8 protein-coding genes and 3 rRNA genes are annotated in these 15215 nt (G+C 66.3%); all 11 read right to left on the bottom strand.

Annotated features, from left to right (window positions below):
• Window positions 1-35: 35 nt before the first annotated feature.
• Window positions 36-152 (bottom strand): 5S ribosomal RNA (gene rrf / locus V1258_RS08200).
• A 112-nt stretch (window positions 153-264) separates the two neighbouring features.
• Window positions 265-3324, bottom strand: a 23S ribosomal RNA gene (locus V1258_RS08195).
• Window positions 3325-3691: 367 nt separating this feature from the next.
• Window positions 3692-5210: ribosomal RNA gene (locus V1258_RS08190) — 16S ribosomal RNA — on the bottom strand.
• The 16S, 23S and 5S rRNA genes sit together here, the layout of an rRNA operon.
• A 796-nt stretch (window positions 5211-6006) precedes the next feature.
• A complete protein-coding gene (gene tyrS, locus V1258_RS08185) occupies window positions 6007-7275 on the bottom strand; it encodes a tyrosine--tRNA ligase (RefSeq protein WP_329749174.1) in 1269 nt (422 codons plus the stop codon).
• A gap of 229 nt (window positions 7276-7504) precedes the next feature.
• Entirely contained in the window at window positions 7505-8956 is a 1452-nt protein-coding gene (argH, locus tag V1258_RS08180; protein ID WP_329749173.1) for an argininosuccinate lyase, read from the bottom strand.
• A complete protein-coding gene (locus V1258_RS08175) occupies window positions 8953-10185 on the bottom strand; it encodes an argininosuccinate synthase (RefSeq protein WP_329749172.1) in 1233 nt (410 codons plus the stop codon). The genes argH and V1258_RS08175 overlap by 4 nt, the downstream gene beginning before the upstream one ends.
• Window positions 10186-10262: 77 nt before the next feature.
• A complete protein-coding gene (locus V1258_RS08170; RefSeq protein ID WP_329749171.1) occupies window positions 10263-10817 on the bottom strand; it encodes an arginine repressor in 555 nt (184 codons plus the stop codon).
• Window positions 10814-11797, bottom strand: coding sequence for an ornithine carbamoyltransferase (gene argF / locus V1258_RS08165; RefSeq protein WP_329749170.1), 984 nt, complete (start codon window positions 11795-11797; stop codon window positions 10814-10816). The genes V1258_RS08170 and argF overlap by 4 nt, the downstream gene beginning before the upstream one ends.
• A gap of 1 nt (window position 11798) precedes the next feature.
• Window positions 11799-13073, bottom strand: a complete 1275-nt coding sequence (locus tag V1258_RS08160) for an acetylornithine transaminase (RefSeq protein WP_329749169.1) — start codon at window positions 13071-13073, stop codon at window positions 11799-11801.
• Window positions 13066-14007, bottom strand: coding sequence for an acetylglutamate kinase (argB, locus tag V1258_RS08155; protein WP_329749168.1), 942 nt, complete (start codon window positions 14005-14007; stop codon window positions 13066-13068). Before argB ends, V1258_RS08160 begins: the two co-directional genes overlap by 8 nt.
• Complete coding sequence (argJ, locus tag V1258_RS08150; protein ID WP_329749167.1) at window positions 14004-15173, bottom strand: bifunctional glutamate N-acetyltransferase/amino-acid acetyltransferase ArgJ; 1170 nt, start codon at window positions 15171-15173, stop codon at window positions 14004-14006. The genes argB and argJ overlap by 4 nt, the downstream gene beginning before the upstream one ends.
• Between the last annotated feature and the right edge of the window lie 42 nt (window positions 15174-15215).

The following is a 15215-nucleotide window of genomic DNA, read 5'->3' as shown; positions in this document are numbered from 1 at the left end:
AAGGGTCTCCAGCTCACTCCCACTCCCACAAAGATGTCCGGCGGCGACCTACTCTCCCACACCCTCCCGAGTGCAGTACCATCGGCGCAATCGAGCTTAGCTTCCGGGTTCGGAATGGAACCGGGCGTTTCCTCGACGCTATGACCGCCGTAACACTATGAGACACAACCAGCCCACACACCACCACCCACACAGGGCGACAGTGGCAGGGATTGCTTCCCCAGAACCACACAGTGGACGCGAACACTCACAGCAAAAGAAGTGTTGAATAAGTCATCGGCCATTAGTACCAGTCAGCTCCACGCATTGCTGCGCTTCCACATCTGGCCTATCAACCCAGTGGTCTACTGGGGGCCTCTCACACAAAGTGCATGGATATCTCATCTTGAAGCAGGCTTCCCGCTTAGATGCTTTCAGCGGTTATCCCTTCCCAACGTAGCCAACCAGCCATGCCCTTGGCAGAACAACTGGCACACCAGAGGTCAGTCCATCCCGGTCCTCTCGTACTAGGGACAGGTCTTCTCAAATATCCAACGCGCGCAGCGGATAGGGACCGAACTGTCTCACGACGTTCTAAACCCAGCTCGCGTACCGCTTTAATAGGCGAACAGCCTAACCCTTGGGACCAACTCCAGCCCCAGGATGCGACGAGCCGACATCGAGGTGCCAAACCATGCCGTCGATATGAGCTCTTGGGCAAGATCAGCCTGTTATCCCCGGGGTACCTTTTATCCGTTGAGCGACACCCATTCCACAATGAGGTGCCGGATCACTAGTTCCTGCTTTCGCACCTGCCCGACATGTCTGTCTCGCAGTCAAGCTCCCTTGTGCACTTACACTCAACACCTGATTACCAACCAGGCTGAGGGAACCTTTGAGCGCCTCCGTTACTTTTTGGGAGGCAACCGCCCCAGTTAAACTACCCATCAGACACTGTCCCTGATCCGGATCACGGACCGAGGTTAGGAATCCAGAACGACCAGAGTGGTATTTCAACAATGACTCCACACTCACTGGCGTGAATGCTTCCCAGTCTCCCACCTATCCTACACAAGCCGTCCCGAACACCAATATCAAACTATAGTAAAGGTCCCGGGGTCTTTCCGTCCTGCTGCGCGTAACGAGCATCTTTACTCGTAATGCAATTTCGCCGAGTTCGCGGTTGAGACAGTGGAGAAGTCGTTACGCCATTCGTGCAGGTCGGAACTTACCCGACAAGGAATTTCGCTACCTTAGGATGGTTATAGTTACCACCGCCGTTTACTGGGGCTTAAATTCTCAGCTTCGATCCGAAGATCTAACCGGTCCTCTTAACCTTCCAGCACCGGGCAGGCGTCAGTCCGTATACAGCGTCTTACGACTTCGCACGGACCTGTGTTTTTAGTAAACAGTCGCTTCTCCCTGGTCTCTGCGGCCCTCACCGCTCTCACGGTTCGGGCCCCCCTTCTCCCGAAGTTACGGGGGCATTTTGCCGAGTTCCTTAACCACGATTCTCTCGAACGCCTTGGTATTCTCTACCTGATCACCTGAGTCGGTTTAGGGTACGGGCGACCGTATTCGTCACGCCGGAACTTTTCTTGGCAGTACAGGATCACTCACCTACGCCCATACGGGATCCCCATCACGTCTCACCCAATACGGCACCGCATTACCGGTGCTCGGGCTGCTCGCTTAGACGGACTATTCCATTAAGTCCGCGGAAGCTACCTCTCTGCGTCATCCCTCGCGCTGACCTACTACAACCTTGGTTCCCAGCCTCATCAACCTCCACGCCCCGAAGGGCATGGGGAAGACTCGGGTGGTTAGCATCGACTGCCTCGGTATGGGTCCTCCTACGATCGGTTCGGGAATATCAACCCGATGTCCATCGACTACGCCTGTCGGCCTCGCCTTAGGTCCCGACTAACCCAGGGCGGATAAACCTGGCCCTGGAACCCTTGATCAATCGGCGGACGGGTTTCTCACCCGTCTTTCGCTACTCATGCCTGCATTCTCACTCGTGCAGCCTCCACCACTGGGTTCCCCCGCGGCTTCGCTGGCTGCACGACGCTCCCCTACCCATCCAGACAAAAATCTGAATGACACAGCTTCGGCGGTGTGCTTGAGCCCCGCTACATTGTCGGCGCAGAATCACTTGACCAGTGAGCTATTACGCACTCTTTCAAGGGTGGCTGCTTCTAAGCCAACCTCCTGGTTGTCTAAGCAACTCCACATCCTTTTCCACTTAGCACACGCTTAGGGGCCTTAGCTGATGTTCTGGGCTGTTTCCCTCTCGACTATGAAGCTTATCCCCCACAGTCTCACTGCTGCGCTCTCACGTATCGGCATTCGGAGTTTGGCTAAGGTCAGTAACCCGGTGGGGCCCATCGCCTATCCAGTGCTCTACCTCCGACACGAAACACGCAACGCTGCACCTAAATGCATTTCGGGGAGAACCAGCTATCACGAAGTTTGATTGGCCTTTCACCCCTATCCACAGGTCATCCCCTCCATTTTCAACTGAAGTGGGTTCGCGCCTCCACGCGGTCTTACCCGCGCTTCACACTGCCCATGGATAGATCACTTCGCTTCGGGTCTAGAGCCGGCGACTGAACGCCCCGTTCAGACTCGCTTTCGCTACGGCTACCCCACACGGGTTAACCTCGCCACCGACCACTAACTCGCAGGCTCATTCTTCAAAAGGCACGCCGTCACCCCTCAAGGCTCCGACGGATTGTAAGCGCACGGTTTCAGGTACTATTTCACTCCCCTCCCGGGGTGCTTTTCACCTTTCCCTCACGGTACTTGTCCGCTATCGGTCACAAGGTAGTATTCAGGCTTACCAGGTGGTCCTGGCAGATTCACACCGGATTTCACGGGCCCGGTGCTACTCGGGAACAGCGTCACGCCGCACATCGGTTTCGTCTACGGGGGTCACACCCTCTACGCCGTCGCACTCATCACGACTTCGACTACCGCTGCACGTCCACGTCGATGAGCCGGCAGACCCATCAGACACGTCCCACAACCCCTGACCTGCAACCCCTGCCGGGTATCACACAAACCAGGTTTAGCCTCTTCCGCTTTCGCTCGCCACTACTCACGGAATCACTATTTGTTTTCTCTTCCTGCGGGTACTGAGATGTTTCACTTCCCCGCGTTCCCTCCACACCACCTATACATTCAGTGGCGGGTACCAGGGCATGACCCCTGGTGGGTTTCCCCATTCGGACATCCTCGGATCACAGTTCGGTTGTCAACTCCCCGAGGCTTTTCGCAGACTCCCACGTCCTTCTTCGGCTCCTTGTGCCAAGGCATCCACCGTGCGCCCTTTACAACTTAGGCAACACAACAAAGACCAAAATCTTAAAAATTGCTTACAAGATGCTCGCGTCCACTATGTAGTTCTCAAGAAACAACCCCACACCAACCCCCACCACCCACACAGGCAGCAAGAATCAGGGAGGACCAGCCACACACCCACCCAGCATCCCGAAGGACCCTCAGCAGGCCGCGTGCAGCCTCACAACCCAATAGCGTGTCTCCACCTCAAACCACCCGAACAACCACACGTTCCAGACCCCGAAGAGTCGTACTAGCGCAGCCCTGCCGGCCGGCGAAGCGCCCATCCGTTGATGTTCCACCCTTGAGCAACCACCCCCACCACACTCGGGCAGGAAGATGGCCACCAATCATTGGTGATGCTCCTTAGAAAGGAGGTGATCCAGCCGCACCTTCCGGTACGGCTACCTTGTTACGACTTAGTCCCAATCACCGATCCCACCTTCGACAGCTCCCTCACGAGGATGGGCCACTGGCTTCGGGTGTTACCGACTTTCGTGACTTGACGGGCGGTGTGTACAAGGCCCGGGAACGTATTCACCGCAGCGTTGCTGATCTGCGATTACTAGCGACTCCGACTTCATGGGGTCGAGTTGCAGACCCCAATCCGAACTGAGGCCGGCTTTTTGGGATTCGCTCCACCTCACAGTATCGCAACCCATTGTACCGACCATTGTAGCATGCTTGAAGCCCAAGACATAAGGGGCATGATGATTTGACGTCGTCCCCACCTTCCTCCGAGTTGACCCCGGCAGTCTCCCATGAGTCCCCGCCATTACGCGCTGGCAACATGGAACGAGGGTTGCGCTCGTTGCGGGACTTAACCCAACATCTCACGACACGAGCTGACGACAACCATGCACCACCTGTGCACCAGTCCGAAGAAAACCCCATCTCTGGAGTCGTCCGGTGCATGTCAAGCCTTGGTAAGGTTCTTCGCGTTGCATCGAATTAATCAGCATGCTCCGCCGCTTGTGCGGGCCCCCGTCAATTCCTTTGAGTTTTAGCCTTGCGGCCGTACTCCCCAGGCGGGGCACTTAATGCGTTAGCTACGGCGCGGAAAACGTGGAATGTCCCCCACACCTAGTGCCCAACGTTTACGGCATGGACTACCAGGGTATCTAATCCTGTTCGCTACCCATGCTTTCGCTTCTCAGTGTCAGTAATGGCCCAGAGACCTGCCTTCGCCATCGGTGTTCTTCCTGATATCTGCGCATTTCACCGCTACACCAGGAGTTCCAGTCTCCCCTACCACACTCTAGCCTGCCCGTACCCACCGCACGCCCGAGGTTGAGCCTCGGGTTTTCACGGCAGACGCGACAAGCCACCTACAAGCTCTTTACGCCCAATAATTCCGGACAACGCTTGCGCCCTACGTATTACCGCGGCTGCTGGCACGTAGTTAGCCGGCGCTTCTTCTGCAGGTACCGTCACTTTCGCTTCTTCCCTACTGAAAGAGGTTTACAACCCGAAGGCCGTCATCCCTCACGCGGCGTCGCTGCATCAGGCTTTCGCCCATTGTGCAATATTCCCCACTGCTGCCTCCCGTAGGAGTCTGGGCCGTGTCTCAGTCCCAGTGTGGCCGGTCGCCCTCTCAGGCCGGCTACCCGTCATCGCCTTGGTGAGCCGTTACCTCACCAACAAACTGATAGGCCGCGAGTCCATCCCCCACCGAAAAACTTTCCAGTCACCACCATGCGGTGAAGACTCGTATCCGGTATTAGCCACGATTTCCCGAGGTTATCCCGAAGTGAGGGGCAGGTTACTCACGTGTTACTCACCCGTTCGCCACTAATCAGACCGTGCAAGCACGGTCGTCATCGTTCGACTTGCATGTGTTAAGCACGCCGCCAGCGTTCGTCCTGAGCCAGGATCAAACTCTCCATGAAAACATAGAAAAAATCCTGACAAACAACAAACAACCAGCATATAACTGCTAATCATCCGTATAAAATGTTTGCCAACTTAAAATATTGGCATCAACAAACAGACACGCTATTGAGATATCAAGCAACACGCGCACATCGTCATCTCGCTGCTTCGCAGCTCGACTCGGAGGCACTTGCGCCGGCCGGTCAGACCGTCTGGCGACTTTTCCTTCGTCGTCCCGGCGCGAGTCACTACTCTAGCAGTTCTTCGCGGCCCGGTCCAACTCCGCTCGGTGTGTTCTGCGTCTCAGTCCGTTCGCGGCGCGATCGTCCCAGTGAGCAGCTCACGAGTCCGAGGTCCCGTTGTCTCCGGGGCTCCGGGTCAGCACTTCGTTCCCAGTCGATCCGCGCCGCTCTTCCGTAGAAGCTCTCGGCCCTTCTCGTCTGCGTCCTCGCTGCTGACAAGGGAAGACATTACGGGGATCCCAGGGGGTCGTCAAACCGCCGAATTCAGCCCCCGTTCACCCTCTCTGCGAGCTATTAGCCCAGGTCAGACGCGCTATTGCCCGCCTCGGAAAGCGCTCGTTCACGCGAATGTGACCTGGATCTGAGAGCGGGGTCACCGCAGCCAACGCTTTCCCGGTGCCGGGACCCCGAGGCGGAGCACGACGCGTGATCCGGCGGCACGCAGATCGGGTGCACGGGGCACGGGTTCACGGAGAACGGAGAACGGGCCCCGGTCCCGCTCTCCGAGAGGAGTGCGGAGCCGAGGCCCGTTCAGGTGGTGCTGTGCTGGGGTGGAAGCACCCGTCTCCGGTCAGCCGGCGAGGCGGACCATCGCAGCGTTCTTCTTGCCGCGGCGCAGAAGCAGGTGCCCTCCCGGCAGGGTCGGCAGCTCCCCCACCTCTCGGGCGAGGTCGTCGGCAGACACCTTCTCGCCGTTCACCGAGAGCCCACCCTCGTCGGCCCCGCGGCGAGCAGCGCCCTTGGACTGGACGATTCCGGCCTCCACGAAGGCGTCAGCGAGAGCGGCGGTGCGAGACAGCTCCGCGCCCGGCAGCTCCCGGGCGATCGCCCGCACCGTCGGCTCGTCGAGCTCGCGCACGTCGCCACGACCGAACAGCACCGCAGCGGCCGCCTTGGCCTGGACGGTCGCCTGCTCCCCGTGCACCAGCGAGGTCATGTCGTCGGCCAGCAGCTTCTGCGCCGTGCGCTGGTGCGAGGCCTCGGTGGTGACCCGCTCGAGCTCGGCCAGCTCGTCCTGCTCGCGGAAGGTGAAGAACCGCAGGTAGTTCATGACGTCCGCGTCCGCGGCGTTGAGCCAGAACTGATGGAAGGCATAGGGGCTGGTGAGCTCGGGGTCGAGCCAGACGGCGCCGCCCTCGCTCTTGCCGAACTTGGTGCCGTCGGCCTTGGTGACCAGGGGCGTGGTCATCGCGTGGACGTCCGTCCCCTCGGTCTTGTGGATGAGGTCCACGCCCGAGAGCAGGTTGCCCCACTGGTCGTTACCGCCGTACTGGAGGGTCACGCCGTGCCGGCGGTGCAGCTCGAGGTAGTCCAGGCCCTGGAGCACCTGGTAGCTGAACTCGGTGTAGCTGATCCCCTCGTCGCTCGCGAGGCGCCGCGCGACGGTCTCCTTCGCGAGCATCGTGCCCATGCGGTAGTGCTTGCCGATGTCGCGCAGGAACTGCAGCGCGCTCATCTGCCCGATCCAGTCGAGGTTGTTCACCATCGTCACGCCGAACTCGCCCTCGAGATCGAGGAAGCGGGAGATCTGGTCGCGCAGGGACCCGACCCACCCGGCGACCACGGACTCGTCGTTCAGCACCCGCTCCCCCGACATGCGCGGATCGCCGATGAGGCCGGTGGCGCCCCCGACGAGCGCGAAGGGACGGTGCCCGGCGAGCTGGAAGCGGCGCATGGTGAGCACCTGGGTCAGGTGTCCGACATGGAGGGAGGACGCCGTGGGGTCGAAACCGCAATACAGGCTGACCGGTCCGTCCGCGAGTGCGCGTCCGAGCGCCTCGCGCCCGGTGGTCTGCACGACGAGTCCTCGCCAGGCGAGCTCGTCCAGGACGGAATGCATCGATCAGGTCCTCTCAGGTCTCCGGTGACAGCCGGTCGGCCGCCGCGGTCATTCTCCCCCACTCGGTCGCGGCAGGGCGACGCGATATCGGAGGCGGTGTCCACGAAAGGGACGCGAGCGGCCCACGACCTGCTCCGTGGCAGGGCAGGTGCCGCTCACGTCCCCGTCGTGGACAGAGGGGCGGCCCGGAGCCGACGGTGCGACCGATGGCCCCGGCCCGCCGCTCGACTCAGGCGCCGGCGGTCCCGCCGATGAAGCCGCGCAGCTCCGCGATCGCGGCCTCGAGGGCATCTCCCTGCTCCGCGACCCGGACCGGGGCGGTACCGCCCTTGGCGTCGCGGGAAGCGACCGAGCCCTCGGCGGAGAGCACCTCCCGCACCTCGGGGGTGAGGTGCGTCGAGATGCCGGTCAGCTCCTCGTCGGTCAGGTCCCACAGCTCCACGTCCCGGGATTCCGCCTGCTTGACGCAGGCCCCGGAGATCTCGTGCGCCTCGCGGAAGGGCACGCCCTGACGGACCAGGAAGTCGGCGATGTCGGTCGCGAGGGAGAACCCCTGCGGCGCGAGCTCGGCCATCCGCTCCGTGTGGAAGGTCAGTGTCGCCATCATCCCGGTGAACGCGGGGAGCACCAGGTCCAGCGAGTCGACCTGGTCGAACACCGGCTCCTTGTCCTCCTGCAGGTCCCGGTTGTAGGCGAGCGGCAGCGCCTTGAGGGTCGCGAGCAGCCCCACGTGATCGCCGAGGATCCGTCCGGCCTTGCCGCGCGCCAGCTCGGCGATGTCCGGGTTCTTCTTCTGCGGCATGATCGAGGAGCCGGTGGAGAAGGCGTCGTCCAGGGTGATGAAGGAGAACTCCTTCGTGTTCCACAGGATGACCTCCTCGGCGAGGCGCGACACGTCGATCGCGATCATCGCCAGCACGAAGGAGAACTCCGCCGTGAGATCACGGGAGGCGGTGCCGTCGATCGAGTTCCACACCGAGTCTTCGAAGCCGAGCTCGGCGGCGACGGCCTGGGGATCCAGCCCGAGGCTCGAGCCGGCCAGCGCTCCGGACCCATAGGGCGACAGGGCCGCCCGGCGGTCCAGGTCCCGCAGCCGCTCCACGTCCCGCAGCAGCGGCCACGCGTGAGCCAGGAGGTGGTGGCCGAGCAGCAGCGGCTGGGCGTGCTGCAGGTGGGTGCGACCGGGCATGATCGCGTCGCCCGCCGCACGGGCCCGCTCGAGCAGGACGCTCGCGAGCGCGAGCACCTGGTCGCCGATCCGCCGGGACTGGTCCCGGATGAACAGCCGGATGAGTGTCGCGATCTGGTCGTTGCGGGAGCGGCCCGCGCGGAGCTTGCCGCCGAGCGTCGTCCCGGCCCGCTCGACCAGTCCGCGCTCGAGGGCGGTGTGCACGTCCTCGTCGTCCTCGGCCGCGACGAAGGCGCCCGAGGCGACGTCGGCGGCGAGGACGTCGAGCGCCTCCTGCATGCGGGCCAGCTCGTCCTCGTCCAGCAGCCCCGCGGCGTGCAGCACGTTGGCGTGGGCCTTCGAGCCGCGCAGGTCGTACTGGGCGAGCCGCCAGTCGAAATGGGTCGACTTGGAGAGGGCGGCGAGGGCGGCGGCCGGGCCGGAGCCGAAGCGCCCGCCCCACAGCGCGGCCGATGACGTCGGCTGGGACGCGGCGCCGTCCGCTGCCGTCACTTCGCGTCCTCGGCGTCGAGGTCCTCGCCGTTGCCGAAGGCGACGTCGCGGGCCGCGGCCTGCTTCGCGGCGAGGCCGTAGATGTCGATGAAGCCGCGGGCGCTGCCCTGGTCGAAGGTGTCGCCCTCGTCGTAGGTGGCGAGCTGGAAGTCGTACAGGCCGGTCTCGGTGCGGCGGCCGGTCACGGTGGCGCGGCCGCCGTGCAAGGTCATGCGGATGTCGCCGGAGACGTAGCGCTGGGTGTCCTCGAGGAAGGCGTCGAGCGACTTCTTCAGCGGGGAGAACCACTGGCCGTCGTAGACCAGCTCGGTCCAGCGGTCGCCGACGATGCGCTTGAAGCGGGCCTGCTCGCGCTCGAGGGTGACGCGCTCGAGCTCCTGGTGCGCGGTGATCAGGGTCATCGCGCCGGGTGCCTCGTAGACCTCGCGCGACTTGATGCCCACGAGACGGTCCTCGACGATGTCGATCCGGCCGATGCCCTGGGCGCCGGCGCGGCGGTTGAGCTCCTGGATCGCCTCAAGCGGGGTGACCGCGCGGCCGTCGATCGCGACGGGAACGCCGTGCTCGAAGGTGATGACGACCTCGTCGGCGACCGGCGGGAAGGCCGGATCGTCGGTGTAGCTGAAGACGTCCTTGGTGGGCTCGTTCCAGATGTCCTCGAGGAAGCCGGTCTCGATGGCGCGGCCCCACACGTTCTGGTCGATCGAGAAGGGGTTGTGCTTGGTGGTCGCGATCGGGAGGCCCTTGCGCTCGGCGTACTCGATGGCCTTGTCGCGGGTCAGCGCGAGGTCGCGCACCGGGGCGATGCACTTGAGCTCGGGGGCGAGCGAGGTGATCGAGACCTCGAAGCGGACCTGGTCGTTGCCCTTGCCGGTGCAGCCGTGGGCGACGGTGGTGGCGCCGTACTTCTTGGCGGCCTTGACCAGGTGCTTGGTGATCACGGGGCGGGAGATCGCGGAGACGTTCGGGTACGCGTCCATGTAGAGCGCGTTCGCCTTCAGGGCGGGCATGCAGTACTCGTTCGCGAACTCGTCGCGGGCGTCGGCGACGTAGGCCTCGACGGCGCCACAGTCCAGGGCGCGCTGACGGATGACCTCGAGGTCCTCTCCGCCCTGGCCCACGTCGACCGCGCAGGCGATGACGTCGGCGCCGGTGGCGTCGTGGATCCAGCCGATGGCGACGGAGGTGTCGAGGCCGCCGGAGTAGGCGAGGACGATCTTCTCGGTCATGGGGAATGCTCCTGGTGCTGTGCGGTTCGGGGGTGGTTCGGGAGGTGGATCGGGGTCGTGCGGGGCGGGTGCCCGGGTCAGCCGCCGGCGGCGGGGGTGTCGTCGGCCGGGTCGCGGCGGCCGTCGGCCAGGTCGAGCAGACGCGCCGCGAGGCGGTCGCCGCCCTCCGGGTCGCGGGAGATCAGCAGCACGGTGTCGTCCCCGGCGATCGTACCCAGGACGTCGGGGAGGACCGAGCGGTCGAGCGCCGAGGCGAGATACTGCGCGGCGCCCGGCGGGGTGCGGACCACGACCAGGTTGCCGCTCGCCTCGGCGGATACGAGCAGGCCCTCGGCCAGGCGCGGCAGGCGCGCCTCGAGCAGCTCCCCGTCGGGGACCGTGCCGCCCTGCCGCATCGAGCCGCCCTCGGGCGGGACCCGGTAGACCAGGGAACCGGAGGATCCCCGGACCTTCTCGGCCTGCAGCTCGACCAGGTCGCGGGACAGGGTCGCCTGGGTGACCTCGATGCCCTCCGAGGTCAGCAGCTGTGCGAGCAGGGACTGCGAGCCCACCTCCCGGTGGGTCAGCAGCTGCACGATCCGCTGCTGACGGGAGGTCTTGGTCTGCGGGAGGGCGCGCCGGGCTTCGCTCATCGTCGGTCGAGGGGTCGCGCGTGCGCCGCCGTCGCCTCGTCGGGATGACGGAGCAGCCAGGTCAGCAGCGCCTTCTGCGCGTGCAGCCGGTTCTCCGCCTCGTCCCAGACGACGGAGCGGGCGCCGTCGATCACCGCGGCGGCGACCTCCTTGCCGCGGTAGGCGGGCAGGCAGTGGAGGAAGATGCCGCCGGAGAGCTCCATCAGCTCCTCGGTGACCTGGAAGCGGTGGAAGGTCTCCTCGCCGCGCCCGGACTCGCCCTCCTGGCCCATCGACACCCAGGTGTCGGTGATGACCGCGGTGGCACCGCGCACCGCGGTCGCCGGGTCGTCGGTGATCAGCACGGAGCCGCCGGTGCGCTCGGCGATCGCCTCGGCGGCGTGCACGATCGAGGGCTCCGGCCGGTGGCCGACGGGGGCCGCGATGCGCACGTCCATCCCGGCGGTCGCGCCGCCGAGCAGATAGGAGTGGGCCATGTTGTTCGCGCCGTCGCCGAGGTAGGCGAGGGAGCGCCCGGCGAGCGCGGGCCGGTCCCCCGGCGTGAGCCCGCCGGTGTGCTGGGCGATCGTCTGCAGGTCCGCGAGGATCTGGCAGGGGTGGAACTGATCGGTCAGGGCGTTGACCACGGGGACGCTCGCGTGCTCGGCCATCTCCTCGATCCGGTCCTGACCGAAGGTGCGCCACACGATCGCCGAGGCCATCCGGGTGAGGACCTTCGTGGTGTCGGCGATGGACTCGCCGCGGCCGAGCTGGCTGGATCCCGCCTCCATCACCAGCGGGCTGCCGCCGAGCTCGGCGACGCCCGTGGCGAAGGAGACCCGGGTGCGGGTCGAGGACTTGTCGAAGAGGATCGCGACGGTGCGGGGACCCTCGAGGGGTCGCTCGGCGAAGCGGTCCTCGGCCAGGCGCAGCGCGAGCGCGAGGACCTCCTTCTGCTCGGCGGGGCTGAGGTCGTCGTCGCGCAGGAAGTGGCGGGGCATGTCATGCCTCCTTCGGGTCGGGCAGGGCGTCGAGCAGCGTGGGCAGGGCCTCGGCGAAGCCGCTCAGCTCCTCGGCGGTGATGATCAGGGGCGGGGCGAGACGGAGCGTCGACTCGTCCGGGGCGTTCACGATGAAGCCCGCGTCGAGGGCGGCCGCGGCGAGCTCCTTGGCGACCGGCCGGCCGAGGCCGATGCCGAGCAGAAGGCCGCTGCCGCGCACCTCGAGGATCTGCGGATGACCGAGCTCGAGGACCTGCTCGCGGAAGCCGGCGCCGACGGCGCGCACGTGCTCGAGGAGGGAGTCCTCGAGGATCGTGCCGAGCACGGCGAGCGCCGCGGCGCAGGCCAGCGGGTTGCCGCCGAAGGTGGTGCCGTGCTGACCGGGCTGGAGCAGGTCGTGGGCCTGCGGGCCGAAGGCGATCACGGCGCCGATCGGGAATCCGCCGCCGAGCCCCTTGGCGAGGGTCATGACGTCGGGCTGGAGTCCCTCGACCGCCTGGTGGGCGAACCACTGACCGGTGCGGCCCACGCCCGTCTGGACCTCGTCGAGGATCATCAGCGCGCCGTGCTCGCGGGTCAGGCGGCGCACCGCGAGGAGGTACTCGGCCGAGAGCGGCCGGACCCCGGCCTCGCCCTGGATCGGCTCGGCGACCACCGCGGCGACGTCCCCCGCGGCGAGCGCGGCCTCGAGGGCGTCCAGGTCCCCCGGCTCGAGGAACTCGACCCCGCCGGGCAGCGGTTCGAAGGGGGCGCGGTAGGCCTCCTTCGAGGTGAGCGCGAGGGCGCCCATGGTCCGGCCGTGGAAGGAGCCGGAGAGGGCGAGGATCCGCGGCCGTCCGGTGCGCCGGGCGATCTTGAAGGCCGCCTCGTTGGCCTCGGTGCCGGAGTTCGCGAAGAACACGCCCGAGCCGGCAGGGGCCGCGGCGAGCGTCAGCAGCTTCTCGGCGAGCTCGATCTGCGGGGCGCTCGCGAAGAAGTTCGAGACGTGTCCGAGCGTCTCCGCCTGCTTGGACAGCGCGGACAGCAGGGCGGGATGGGCGTGGCCGAGGCTGTTCACGGCGATGCCGCCGAGCAGGTCGAGGTACTCCCTGCCGTCGGTGTCCCAGACCCGGCAGCCGGCGCCGCGGGCAAGCACCCGCTGCGGGGTGCCGAAGACGGGCAGCAGGGCCTCGCGGTAGCGGGCACCGAGGTCACCGCTGCCGCCCTCCCCCGCCCCGGCGGAATGCGAGACCGCCCCGGTCGCGCCGGGCGCGCTGTTCTCGTGCTGCTCAGACATAGTCGTCCCTCCTCACCATGGTGCCCACGCCCTTGTCGGTGAACACCTCGAGCAGGAGCGCGTGGCCGATCCTGCCGTCGATCATCGCGGCCGTCCGCACGCCGGAGTCCACGGCGTCCAGGAGCGACTCGGCCTTGGGGATCATGCCCTCGGTCAGCGAGGGCAGCATGGCCCGCAGATCGCTCGCCGGAAGTTCGGGGATCAGCGAGTCGCGGTCGGGCCAGTTCGCGTAGAGCCCCTCGACGTCGGTGAGGACCACGAGCTTCTCGGCGTCGAGTCCCGCGGCGAGCGCGGCCGCGGCGAGGTCGGCGTTGATGTTGAGCACGGCGCCGGTGGGCTGCCCGTCCTCGTCGATCTCGGGGGCGATCGAGGAGACGACGGGGATCCGCCCGGCCTCGAGCAGGTCCCGGATGGACTCCGGCCGCACCTGGGTGACGGCACCGACGTGCCCGAGATCGACCTCCTCCCCGTCGATCACGGCGCCGCGACGGCGCGCCGCGAACAGGCGGGCGTCCTCACCCGACATGCCGATCGCCGAGGGCCCGTGCGCGTTGATGAGGCCGACGAGCTCGCGCCCCACCTGGCCCACCAGGACCATGCGCGCGATCTGCATCGTCTCCTCATCGGTCACGCGCAAGCCCGCGCGGAACTCGGAGTCGATGCCGACGCGCTGCAGCATCGCGTTGATCTGCGGCCCGCCTCCGTGGACGACGACCACGTGGATGCCGGCCTGGCGCATGAAGACGACGTCGGCCGCGAAGGCGCGGCGCAGCTCCTCGTCGATCATCGCGTTGCCGCCGTACTTGACCACGACGATCTTCCCGGCGAAGCGCTGCATCCAGGGCAGCGCCTCGATGAGGATCTCGGACTTCGCGTAGGCGTCGGCCTGGGCGGGCGTCAGCTCGGCGAGCGGGTTCTTGCCGGTGGAGCTCATGAGGAGTAGGCGCTGTTCTCTTCGACGTAGTCGTGGGTGAGGTCGTTGGTCCAGATGTCCGCGCTCGCAGAGCCCGCGCCGAGGTCCACCTCGATGAGGGTCTCGCGCGGGGCCATGTCGACCTCGGAGCGGTCGCGGTGGGCGCCGCCGCCGCGGCACACCTCGACGCCGTTGACGCTCACGGAGAGGTCCGCGACGTCGAAGGGGGCGACGGACTCGGGCACGCAGCCGGCGGCCGCGACGATCCGCCCCCAGTTGGGGTCGTTGCCGAAGATCGCGGCCTTGACCAGGTTGGAGCGGGCGATCTCGCGGGCGACGGCGAGCGCGGCCTCCTCGGACGTCGCCGAGCGGACCACGACGTGCACGTCATGGCTCGCGCCCTCGGCGTCGGCGACCAGCTGCCGGGCGAGGTCGGCGCTCACCGCGCGGACCGCCTCGGCCAGCTCGTCCGACGGCACGCTCACACCGCTCGCCCCGGAGGCCAGCAGGATCACGGTGTCGTTGGTCGACATGCAGGCATCGGAGTCGACCCGGTCGAAGGTGGTGCGGGTCGCCTCGCGGAGCGCCTGATCGGCGGTGGCCGCGTCGACGTCGGCGTCGGTGGTGAGGACCACGAGCATGGTCGCGAGCTGGGGGGCGAGCATGCCCGCACCCTTGGCCATGCCGCCGACGACGACGCCCGAGGGCAGCACGTGCTCGGCGGTCTTGGGCACGGAGTCGGTGGTCATGATCGCCCGGCTCGCGGCCGCGTCGACCTCCGCGCCGGTCCCGAGGGCGCCGACGGCGGCGTCCGCGCCGGCGAGCAGCGGCTCCATCGGGAGCCGCTCGCCGATGAGGCCGGTCGAGCACACGAGCACGTCCTGCGCGGATACGTCGAGGAGCTCGGCCAGGTGCTCGGCGGTGCGGTGGGTGTCCTGGAAGCCCTCGGGGCCGGTGCAGGCGTTGGCACCGCCGGAGTTGAGGATCACGGCGCGGGCGCGGCCGTCGGCCACCGCCGTGCGCGACCACTGCACCGGGGCGGCCTGGACGCGGTTGGCGGTGAAGACGGCGGCCGCGGTGTCGCGCGGGCCGTCGTTCACGACGAGGGCGAGATCCGGGGCGCCGGAGGCCTTGATCCCGGCGGCGAGGCCGGCGGCGCGGAAGCCGCGGGGGCGGGTGATGGACATGGGTGGCTCCTGGGAGAGGTGGATGCGGGGCGAGGACGGGCG

The sequence above is a fragment of the Brachybacterium sp. J153 genome (assembly GCF_036311905.1).
Classification (GTDB): domain Bacteria; phylum Actinomycetota; class Actinomycetes; order Actinomycetales; family Dermabacteraceae; genus Brachybacterium.
Note: the sequence above shows the minus strand (reverse complement) of the source record. Positions and strands in the feature narration are given on the sequence as shown.

What these genes read in the sequence shown, in the direction of transcription:
- tyrS (WP_329749174.1), bottom strand. Translation starts at nt 7,275, where the DNA reads ATGCATTCCGTCCTGGACGAGCTCGCCTGGCGAGGACTCGTCGTGCAG.
- V1258_RS08175 (WP_329749172.1), bottom strand. Translation starts at nt 10,185, where the DNA reads ATGACCGAGAAGATCGTCCTCGCCTACTCCGGCGGCCTCGACACCTCC.
- V1258_RS08170 (WP_329749171.1), bottom strand. Translation starts at nt 10,817, where the DNA reads ATGAGCGAAGCCCGGCGCGCCCTCCCGCAGACCAAGACCTCCCGTCAG.
- argF (WP_329749170.1), bottom strand. Translation starts at nt 11,797, where the DNA reads ATGCCCCGCCACTTCCTGCGCGACGACGACCTCAGCCCCGCCGAGCAG.
- V1258_RS08160 (WP_329749169.1), bottom strand. Translation starts at nt 13,073, where the DNA reads ATGTCTGAGCAGCACGAGAACAGCGCGCCCGGCGCGACCGGGGCGGTC.
- argB (WP_329749168.1), bottom strand. Translation starts at nt 14,007, where the DNA reads ATGAGCTCCACCGGCAAGAACCCGCTCGCCGAGCTGACGCCCGCCCAG.
- argJ (WP_329749167.1), bottom strand. Translation starts at nt 15,173, where the DNA reads ATGTCCATCACCCGCCCCCGCGGCTTCCGCGCCGCCGGCCTCGCCGCC.